The sequence below is a fragment of the Chryseobacterium balustinum genome (assembly GCF_900168205.1).
Taxonomy (GTDB): domain Bacteria; phylum Bacteroidota; class Bacteroidia; order Flavobacteriales; family Weeksellaceae; genus Chryseobacterium; species Chryseobacterium balustinum.
This window is the reverse complement of record NZ_FUZE01000013.1, coordinates 103788-114220: the sequence shown is the minus strand read 5'-3', so window position 1 is coordinate 114220 and position 10433 is coordinate 103788. Positions and strand designations below refer to the sequence as shown.

Annotated in this window: 8 protein-coding genes and 1 pseudogene; all 9 read left to right on the top strand. The window is 33.7% G+C overall.

Annotated features, from left to right (window positions below; genetic code table 11):
• Nucleotides 1-212: 212 nt before the first annotated feature.
• The 9 genes and pseudogenes from B5X64_RS14630 to B5X64_RS14590 all read left to right on the top strand — a co-directional run bounded on the left by B5X64_RS14630 (nucleotide 213) and on the right by B5X64_RS14590 (nucleotide 10432).
• Nucleotides 213-542: an ArsR/SmtB family transcription factor gene (locus B5X64_RS14630; RefSeq protein WP_079465963.1), complete on the top strand. Its 330-nt coding sequence runs from the start codon at nucleotides 213-215 to the stop codon at nucleotides 540-542.
• A gap of 71 nt (nucleotides 543-613) precedes the next feature.
• Nucleotides 614-1087 carry a DUF6428 family protein gene (locus B5X64_RS14625; RefSeq protein ID WP_079465962.1) on the top strand — a complete coding sequence of 158 codons (474 nt, stop codon included), beginning with the start codon at nucleotides 614-616 and terminating at the stop codon, nucleotides 1085-1087.
• A 77-nt stretch (nucleotides 1088-1164) separates the two neighbouring features.
• Nucleotides 1165-1776, top strand: coding sequence for a low molecular weight phosphatase family protein (locus B5X64_RS14620; RefSeq protein WP_079465961.1), 612 nt, complete (start codon nucleotides 1165-1167; stop codon nucleotides 1774-1776).
• A gap of 4 nt (nucleotides 1777-1780) precedes the next feature.
• Nucleotides 1781-2809 (top strand): ACR3 family arsenite efflux transporter, encoded by a 1029-nt coding sequence (arsB, locus tag B5X64_RS14615; protein ID WP_079465960.1) that lies wholly within the window; start codon nucleotides 1781-1783, stop codon nucleotides 2807-2809.
• Between the two features lie 110 nt (nucleotides 2810-2919).
• Nucleotides 2920-4185: a serine hydroxymethyltransferase gene (gene glyA / locus B5X64_RS14610; protein WP_079465959.1), complete on the top strand. Its 1266-nt coding sequence runs from the start codon at nucleotides 2920-2922 to the stop codon at nucleotides 4183-4185.
• A gap of 194 nt (nucleotides 4186-4379) precedes the next feature.
• Nucleotides 4380-4847 carry a regulatory protein RecX gene (locus B5X64_RS14605; RefSeq protein ID WP_079465958.1) on the top strand — a complete coding sequence of 156 codons (468 nt, stop codon included), beginning with the start codon at nucleotides 4380-4382 and terminating at the stop codon, nucleotides 4845-4847.
• A 314-nt stretch (nucleotides 4848-5161) separates the two neighbouring features.
• Nucleotides 5162-7122: pseudogene (locus B5X64_RS14600) on the top strand (polysaccharide biosynthesis protein).
• Nucleotides 7123-7229: 107 nt separating this feature from the next.
• On the top strand, nucleotides 7230-8039 hold the full coding sequence (locus B5X64_RS14595; protein WP_079465957.1) for a polysaccharide biosynthesis/export family protein: 810 nt from the start codon (nucleotides 7230-7232) through the stop codon (nucleotides 8037-8039).
• 17 nt (nucleotides 8040-8056) lie between these two features.
• A complete protein-coding gene (locus B5X64_RS14590; RefSeq protein WP_079465956.1) occupies nucleotides 8057-10432 on the top strand; it encodes a GumC family protein in 2376 nt (791 codons plus the stop codon).
• Nucleotide 10433 lies beyond the last annotated feature (1 nt).

The following is a 10433-nucleotide window of genomic DNA, read 5'->3' as shown; positions in this document are numbered from 1 at the left end:
TTGCTTATGAGTTCCAGATTTTAGTTCTTTTTTTTTGCAACTCTAAATTGCTAATTTTCTGGAAACTCTTTTTCTAAATAAGTTTAAACAAGTTCTATAACTAAATTTTGATATTAACTTTTTATCAATTTTGATGATTCTAAAGATAAAAATTAAAATTTATTTTCAGTAATAAATTTATTATCGTAATATTGCAATATTAAAATAAGGAAATGGGACTTACAAAGACTGAGATTTTTAGCGAAAAGCAAAACAGATTGGCAACGCTCTTCAAAGTTTTGGGGCATCCGGCAAGAATTGCAATTTTACAGCATATTATCAATCAGAAAGCGTGTATCTGTAATGATTTGGTAGAAGAGTTAGGTTTAGCACAAGCTACAATTTCACAACATTTAAAAGAACTGAAAAATATAGGAATCATCAAAGGCTCTATCGAAGGAAAATCGGTTTGCTATTGTATTGATGAGAAAGTCTGGAAAACAGTTCAAGATGAATTGGGATTATTTTTCACTCAGGATATTCAATCAGAATCATGCTGTTAAAGGCATTTTTTTATTCACAATCATCGTTATATAGCAATATTACAATTTAAAATTAATTAAATATAAATCATATGAAACTTTCAAAGATTAAAGAAATTTTACCATCATTAGAAAATGTAGAATTTCAACTGGAAAACGGAACTTTTGTCCCCGAACATTTTCACGTAACGGAAGTAGGGCAAATTACCAAAAACTTTATCGACTGTGGCGGAGTGATTCGAACAGAAAAAGCAGTAAACTTCCAACTATGGGATGCCGATGATTTTGAGCATCGTCTTAAACCTGCAAAACTTTTACATATCATCAATCTTTCCGAAGAAAAATTGGGTATTGAAGATTTAGAAATTGAAGTAGAATATCAATCTCAAACCATCGGAAAATATGATTTAGAATTCAATGGGAAAAACTTTGTTTTAGTGAACAAAACGACAGCTTGTTTAGCTCAGGATGCTTGCGGAATTCCTTCAGAAAAACAACAGAAAAACCTAATAGAATTAACTTCAAATTCAGGTAATTCTTGTGAACCTGGAAGTGGATGTTGTTAATTTTTTTAGGCACGGATGCACGAATGTATTAGAATGATTCGTGTATTCGTGGCATAACAATATAATTTAAATTCGAAATGAATCAACAAATTAAAGACCGTTGCAAAATCATCAGTAAAAATTTTAAAGAAATTAATGCTGAAAGAAAAGTTCTTTTGGAAAAATTAGCCAGCCATATTCAGGAGAAATTACATTCAGGCAAAGAAATCAACCTGGTGTATGTTTGCACACATAATTCCCGCAGAAGTCATTTGGGACAGGTTTGGGCAAAAGTGGCTGCCGATGTTTATGGTTTCAATATCCATACTTTTTCTGCAGGAACACAAACAACATCTTTCAATCAAAATGCTATCAATGCATTGATTTCTTCAGGATTTGAAGTGAAAAAATTAGACGAAGCTCTCAATCCTAAATACGAAGTCGTTTTTGGAGAGAATAAATCGAATCTTTGTTTTTCAAAAACCATTGACAATGAAACTTTGCCTAAAGAAAATTTTGTGGCAGTAATGACGTGTGGAGATGCAGACGAAAACTGTCCGTTTATTCCGGGGTGTGATTTAAGAATTGGGACGACTTATTTTGATCCAAAATCTTACGATAATTCTATTCTTCAGGACGAAAAATATACTGAAAGAAGCAATCAAATTGCGATGGAATGTCTGTATGTTTTTTCTTTAATTAAAAAATAATTGAATGCAACCCAAACTCAAGTTTCTCGACCGTTATCTTACTCTGTGGATTTTTCTTGCAATGGCAATCGGAGTAGGTTTAGGCTTTTTATTTCCTAATATTTCATCTGTTACCAATTCGCTTTCGGTAGGAAGTACCAATATTCCGTTAGCAATCGGTTTAATTTTGATGATGTACCCGCCGCTTGCAAAAGTAGATTATTCTCTATTGCCAATAGCATTTAAAGATAAAAAAGTATTATCACTTTCATTGCTGCTCAATTGGATTATTGGCCCGATTCTAATGTTTATTCTAGCCATTATTTTTCTAAAAAATGAACCGGATTATATGATTGGATTAATCTTGATTGGCTTAGCAAGATGCATTGCAATGGTAATCGTCTGGAATGATTTAGCGAAAGGAAACCGGGAATATGCTGCACTTTTGGTCGCTTTGAACAGTGTGTTTCAAATTTTTTCTTACAGCTTTTTTGTATGGTTGTTCATCAATGTTTTACCACAAAAATTAGGATTGGGAAGTTTTAATGTTTCTGTACCCATGAAAGATGTAACGCAAAGTGTTTTAATTTATCTTGGGATTCCTTTTTTAGCAGGATTTCTAACACGTTACTTTTTAGTGAAATTAAAAGGTGTAGAATGGTACAACCGGAAATTTGTACCAAAGATTTCTCCGATTACATTGTATGCTTTATTATTCACCATTGTATTGATGTTTAGCTTAAAAGGTGATAAAATTGTAGAACTTCCGATGGATGTTTTGAAAGTAGCAATTCCTCTTGTTATCTATTTTGTATTGATGTTTTTAGTAAGTTTCTTCATTAATAAATGGTTGAATGTTTCTTATGATAAAAATGCTTCAATATCATTTACTGCTACAGGAAATAATTTTGAATTGGCGATTGCGGTTGCCATTTCTGTCTTTGGAATTCATTCTGCACAAGCTTTCGTAGGCGTTATAGGTCCTTTGGTAGAAGTTCCGGTGTTGATTTTATTGGTAAGAGCCAGTTTGTGGTTAAAGAGAAAATTCTATTAAAATTAAATTGAAAAAGTAAAGACTTAAGTGTAAAAATCATTGTAGTAAATACTTAAATCTATACTAAATTCCGTATTTTTGGGGTTCAAAATCTAAAAATCTAAGAATAAATGGACATTATTTTTGACCTTATCGAAAAAGAAAGAGAAAGACAATCCCACGGATTAGAGCTTATTGCTTCAGAAAACTTTGTTTCTGAAAATGTAATGAAAGCAATGGGAAGTGTATTGACGAATAAATATGCAGAAGGATATCCGGGAAAAAGATATTACGGAGGTTGTGAAGTAGTAGATGAGGTTGAAACATTGGCAATCGACAGAGCAAAACAGCTTTTCGGGGTTGATTATGTAAATGTTCAGCCGCATTCTGGTTCTCAGGCAAATGCAGCAATTTATTTGGCAGTGTTGAAACCTGGAGATAAAATCATGGGAATGGATCTTTCTATGGGAGGTCACCTTACTCATGGTTCTGCAGTTAACTTTTCAGGAATTCAGTATGACGTAGTTTCTTACGGAGTACAGCAGGAAACTGGTTTGATTGATTATGACCAAATGAGAGAAGTAGCGTTGAGAGAAAGACCAAAAATGTTAATTGCTGGTTTCTCGGCGTATTCAAGAGATTTAGATTATGCAAAATTCAGAGAGGTTGCAGACGAGATCGGAGCGACACTTTGGGCAGATATTGCACATCCTGCAGGTTTGGTTGCAAAAGGATTATTAAATTCTCCATTCGAACACTGTCATGTTGTTACCACGACGACTCACAAGACCTTAAGAGGTCCAAGAGGAGGAATGATTATGATGGGAAAAGATTTTGAAAATACGTACGGACACAAAACTCCAAAAGGAGAAATCAAGCAGATGAGTCAGGTGCTTGACGGAGCTGTTTTCCCTGGAATTCAGGGTGGACCATTGGAGCATGTAATCGCTGGTAAAGCAATTGCTTTTGGTGAAGCGCTTGATGATCAGTTTTTGACTTATGCAAAACAAGTTAAATCTAATGCCCAGGCTTTATCAAAAGCAATGGTAGATTTAGGTTTTGATATTGTAAGTGGAGGAACAGACAATCACTTGATGTTGGTTGACCTTAGAAATAAAGGTGTCAACGGAAAAGAAACTGAAAAAGCTTTGGTTAAAGCGGATATTACTTGTAATAAAAACATGGTACCGTTTGATGATAAATCTCCGTTCACTACTTCTGGTATCAGATTAGGAACTGCAGCGATCACAACTAGAGGTCTTAAAGAAAATGATATGAATACTATTGCAGAATTAATTTCTGAAGTGGTAGACAATATTAAAAATGAAGAAGTAATCGCTGACACTAGAAAGAAAGTAAACCAATTAATGGAAGGTAAGGCTTTATTCAATTATTAAGAATTGCTTTTAGCTGATAGCAATTTGCTTTTGGCTTTTCAATATAAAAATAAAAAGAGGTGCAAATATTTTGCACCTCTTTTTTGCAAATTGTAATTTTGAACTATCAACTATCAACTATCAACTATCAACTATCAACTATCAACTATCAACTATCAACTATCAACTATCAACTATCAACTATCAACTAAACTATGCAGCCCGAAAAAAAACTTTTCACCTTTGAAGAAATAAAACAGAAACTGGCCAATTATTGTGTGTATCAGGATCGTTGTCATGCTGAGGTTGAGCAAAAAATGCGGGAGTTTGTTTTGATCCCCGAAGCGAAAGAAGAAATTCTTTTGTTTTTGATGAAAGAAAATTATCTGAACGAAGAAAGATTTACAAGAAGTTATATTCGTGGAAAGTTTTATATAAAAAGTTGGGGCAGAACGAAGATTAAGATGCATTTAAAACAAAAAGGCATTACTGAAAAACTAATTTCCAGTTGTTTCGATGAAATTGACGAAAGTGATTATTTGAATACAATCAATAAGATATACGAAAACTACGAGTCGAAATTGAAAGGGGTGAAGGAGTATCAAAAAAAAGCAAAAACGATTAAATATCTTTTAAGTAGAGGCTTTGAATATGAATTTATTTTGCAGGTTATAGAAAATTAACATAAGCTGTAATATATCATTAAATTAATGATATATTGTATTGTTTATTTTCTCCTAAAAACCGATAATCTTGCAGATTAGATGAAAGTAAGGCTTACTATCTTACTTATTAGACTTGTTTTAAGACCTTCAAATGATTTTCTTTAAAAATGTTTTGAGGTATTGGTTTGTTAACATAATTATTTAATTCATTTATATATAGTATTGTTTTTCTCTTTTTTTTAATAGTTCCTAAGTAAATAAATATTATGTTGATTTTTTTATAAAAATAATATCATTACCTTTGCCGAATAACCGAAATATCAAAATGCTGAATGAAAAAGCTTACTGATGCTTTTACTGCACTGTATAATGGGGACAATATTGTTAAACTTACAGATCTAAGATATATACCAAGGTGGATTGTCATTCTTATTGATATTTCTATTGTGTTTTTTTCAATATTTCTGTCGTATATGTTTTTAGATTGGCTACAGGTACGGGTCAATTTTCCTAATCAAAGTTTAGAAAAAAGAATATTACTTATCGGGGTTAACTTATTGTTTATGTTTGTTTTTAGAACATATGCAGGTATTGTAAGGCATTCTACTTTTTTTGATTTGTTTAAGATTCTTTTGTCTTCAGGAAGTACTTTGATAACACTAATGTCTATCAATTTTTGTATAGATAAATTATTAGGGAGATCGTTTTATTTGTATCCCACTTTATTTCTTTACTTTTTTATTTCTGTTTCACTGATGTTCTTCTTTAGAATGCTCATCAAACAGTTTTTTAATATTTTAATTGATATTAAAGGGGCTTCGTCAAACACCAGAGTGGCAGTAGTGGGGGTAAGTGATGCCTCAGTTTCTTTGGCAAGAGCAATACTTCATAATCCCAATTATCCTTATCGCTTAGAGGGTTTTGTCACCAAACGATCAGATTCAAACAAGGCGGTTCTGCTGGGAAATAAAATTTATAATAGTGATTATTTTTTTAAAAATAAAAATCTAATTAAACAGTTTGATGCGCTCTTGATCATCAAAGAAATTATGTCAAAGCAAGAGCTCGAAGAATGGATGACATTGGCGCTAGATCACGGGCTGAAAGTTTTAAAAGCCCCTACATTGAGTAAAATGCGTGATTCTGACTTGGTAGGGGGAATTCGTCAGCTTCAAATTGAAGATCTACTAAATCGTAGACCTATAAAGATTGAAAATAAGGATGTTACAAAAAGACATTTTAATAAGAATATTTTAGTTACCGGGGGGCGGGTTCTATTGGTAGTGAAATTGTACGCCAAGTCGCTCAGTTTAATCCTTCACTCATTGTTGTGCTTGATCAGGCAGAATCTCCCTTATACGAACTGGAACTCGAATTGCTTGAAAGATACCCTGGGCAGAAATTCAAATTTGTCTTGGCAGATATTTCTAATTCTTACAGACTGGAAAAAATATTTGAAGTTTATCAGTTTTCAATGGTTTATCATGCCGCTGCTTACAAACATGTTCCTTTGATAGAAGAAAACCCACATGAAGCTATTTTTGTAAATGTATTGGGGACTAAGAATGTGGCTTTGCTTTCAAAAAAATATAAAGTAAACCGTTTTGTAATGGTTTCTACAGACAAAGCAGTAAATCCTACCAATGTAATGGGGGCTTCGAAGAGAACAGCTGAGCTTTTTGTACAGTCTTTACAAAATTTAGAAGGCAATACAACAAAATTCATTACTACCCGTTTTGGAAATGTATTAGGTTCCAACGGTTCGGTGATCCCTCATTTTAGAAAACAGATTGAAAAGGGTGGTCCTATTACCATTACCCATCCTGATATTATAAGATATTTCATGACAATTCCTGAGGCTTGCGAATTGGTTCTTCAGGCAGGAACGATGGGTGCCGGAGGTGAAATCTACGTTTTTGATATGGGAGAACCTGTTAAGATTTTAGATTTAGCCAAAAGAATGATTAAATTATCTGGGTTTAGACCAGAGGTAGATATTGAGATAAAATTTATAGGTTTAAGGCCAGGTGAGAAATTGTACGAAGAGCTACTGAGCAATAATGCGACGACAGTTCCTACGCATCATGAAAAAATTATGATTTCTAAAGATCCTTTGATTGGTTTTGACGAAATTGAATTTTTATGTAAACAAGTGATCACTGCAGCGGTAAAAAGAGACAAGTTGCACGTTGTACAGCTTCTGAAAGACATTGTGCCGGAATTTATTAGTAACAATTCAGAATTCGAAGTGCTCGACAATAAGAATCTTACAGATGCGTCAAATTTAATATGAAAAACATAGCTGTTGTTAAACATAATTAACAGCTAATTCCCAATATAATCCTCAACAAGTTTTATTTAAAAAATAATAATCCTATTTTTGTGAAAAAATTACCGAAAATGAATTTTAAAAAATATTTTGTATATAGTGCTTTAGGTCTTGCCTTATTTTCTTGTACACCGAGACAGGATATTAATTACATGCAAGACATTGAAAATATTACCTTAGATAATTCAATTAAAAACAGCCGTACGACATTACAACCCGGCGATCAGTTGATTATTTCCGTAACGGCAAAAGATCTGGATGTTGTTAAGCCATTTAACCAGAGCTATTCGTCAAGTTCTGAAGTTGTTCGTTACTCAGCTCCAAGCTCTAACGTTACTCAGCAACCAGGCCCAGTTGTCGGCCAAACTTATATTGTAGATACTGATTATAATATCGTTTTTCCTCAAATCGGTAAAGTAAACACTAAAGATGAAAATATCGAGAGTTTTAGATTAAAATTAACGAATCTTGTCGGTGAATACGTAAAGAATCCCGTTATTGATGCAAGATTGATCAACTTCAAAGTGTCGGTAATGGGTGAAGTTGCCAGACCGGGAGTCTATGTAGTTCCTGACGGAAATACTACAGTGTTGGCTGCTTTAGGATTAGCCGGTGACCTAACCACTTATGGTATCCGTAAAAATGTTCTGATTATTAGAACTGTAGACGGACAGATTACTCATCATAGAATTGATTTGACCAGTGCGCAGTTTATCAATTCACCTTATTATTATTTAAAGCAGAATGATATGATCTATGTACAGCCGAATGCTAACCGAGAAAAAGCGGCTAGAGTAGATCCTAATACAGGTCTGTATATTTCGGTTGCATCGGTTATTGCTTCTTTGGTTATTGGAGTTTTAGCACTTACAAAAAACTAATATAAGAATTTTTTATAGTGGATTACAACCAAACACAAGAAGAGTTTCAGGAAGAAACGTTCAATATCAGAGAGATCATAAAACCTTATATTCATCGTTGGTATTGGTTTATTATAGGAGTAATTGTAGCGGTTATTGCTGCATGGTTTTTTTTAAGATACAGTATTCCCGTATACAGTACAGAGTCTACTTTATTAATTAAGGAAGTAAAAAAATCAGCCTCTTCACAGCCTGAAATGTCAGTGATCTCTGAATTGGGCGGCATCGGTGGTATGGGAACCAATTCTGTAGATAACGAAATTGAGATCCTAAAATCAAAAAAGCTGATGCTTTCTGTGGTGAAAGAGTTGGCATTGGAAACCGGTGTTTATTCTAAGGGAAGTATAAAAGAAACAGAGCTCTATCAGGAGTCTTCTCCTTTTCTGGTACGTATTATCAGTGAAAAAAAGAAGGCAAAATATCCTAAAAATGAGGTTACTGCTCAAATTGAAGGGAACAAGATCATCATTAGATCTGAAGATCTTAAAAAAGAGATACAGGCACAGTTTAACACTGCGGTGACCATGCCTTTTGGGGTGGTAATGTTCCAGAAAAACCCCAAATTCAAAGGAAATTCCGATCAAAAAAATATGTACATCCTGCAGTTTATGTCGGGTATGAATAGGGCAAGATATTATCTAAGCAAGCTTAAGGTAAGTTTAGCTCAGTTAGAGGCTACTGTACTGAATATTACTATTTCTGACCCTGTTCCTGAGAAAGCAGAAAATATTTTGAATCGCTTGGCGGTTAATTACAACCGCGAAGCTAATTTGGATAAAAATTCAGAAGCGCAAAAAACGGCTTCTTTTATTGATGAAAGAGTGTCGTTGATCAGCAGAGAACTTGGGAATGTAGAATCGCAGAAAGAAGACTTTAAAGTTAAAAATAATATTGCCGATATTCAGACAGAAGCGGAACTTTCATTAAAGACAGAGATGGGTAATCGTCAGCTACAGCTAGAAAATGAAACTCAGCTTGAATTGATCAATAGTTTACTGACATCTGTCAACAGACATGGCACTTATCAGGTTTTACCGTTGAACGTAGGACTTTCAGATCAAAGTATTGCCGCAAGTATAGAAGCGTTTAATCAGTTGGTGATTGAACGAAACAGGTTGCTTGAAAATTCTACGAATGCCAACCCTGTAGTGCAGGATATTACCAATCAGATTACCAGCATGCGAAGTTCTATCGTTCAGAGTCTGCAGAAAAACAGATCAGGATTGCAGATTGCAAAAAATACTATTTTGGGTGAACAAAACAGATTGTCAGGGAAAATTTCTAAAATTCCGGTTCAGGAAAAAATGTTCAGGAGTATTGAAAGACAGCAGAATATAAAAGAACAGTTGTATTTATTATTATTGCAAAAACGTGAAGAAGCTGCAATATCTTTAGCAATTGCAGCACCGAAAGCAAGGATCGTTGATGATGCATTAACTGATCCTAAACCTGTTTCTCCTAAAAAAATGATCATTTATCTGGCATCATTAATTATTGGGTTGCTCATTCCTTTTGCAGTTATTTACTTATTAGAGTTATTCAACAATAAAATTAAAGCAAAGCTTGATTTGGAAAAATTGCTCGATGGAGCGCCTGTAATTGGTGAGCTTCCGTCAGTGCAAAAAGGTGATCCTGAAGTTGTGCAATTAAATGATTTGTCTCCTTTGGCAGAAGCGTTCAGAATTTTAATTACCAATATTAATTTCATGTTGCCAAAGAATAAAAAAGGAAATGTGGTTCTTGTTACTTCTACAGTTAAAGGTGAGGGGAAAACATTTACTTCGGTTAATTTAGCTTTAACATTGGCAACACCTAGAAAAAAGGTACTTATTATTGGTTCAGATATTAGAAATCCTCAACTACAGAGATATAACGAAAGCAGAAAAGGGCTGATCGGTCTTTCAGAATTTATGTATGATGAGCAAATTAATGTTTCAGAAGTTATTCACCCTACTTCATTCAATCCGTATTGTGATGTGATCTATTCAGGGGTTATTACTCCAAACCCTACAGAATTATTATCTAATGGAAGATATCAAGAACTTGTAGAAAGCTTAAAACCAATCTATGATTATATTATATTGGATAGTGCGCCTTTGATGTTGGTCACAGATTCATTCTTAATTGCTGACGTGGCAGATCTCACACTCTATGTTACCCGCTCTGGTTATACCGAAAAAGAATTAATTAGCTTCATCAATAAACAAGTAAAAGATAAGAAAATTAAAAATGTAGGGGTGGTATTAAATGATGTAAGCAAAATGAACAGTGGTTATGGCTATGGTTACAAATATGGCTATGGTTATAATGCTGATTCTAATGAGTCTTGGTGGAAAAAAATATTTAAATCATAAT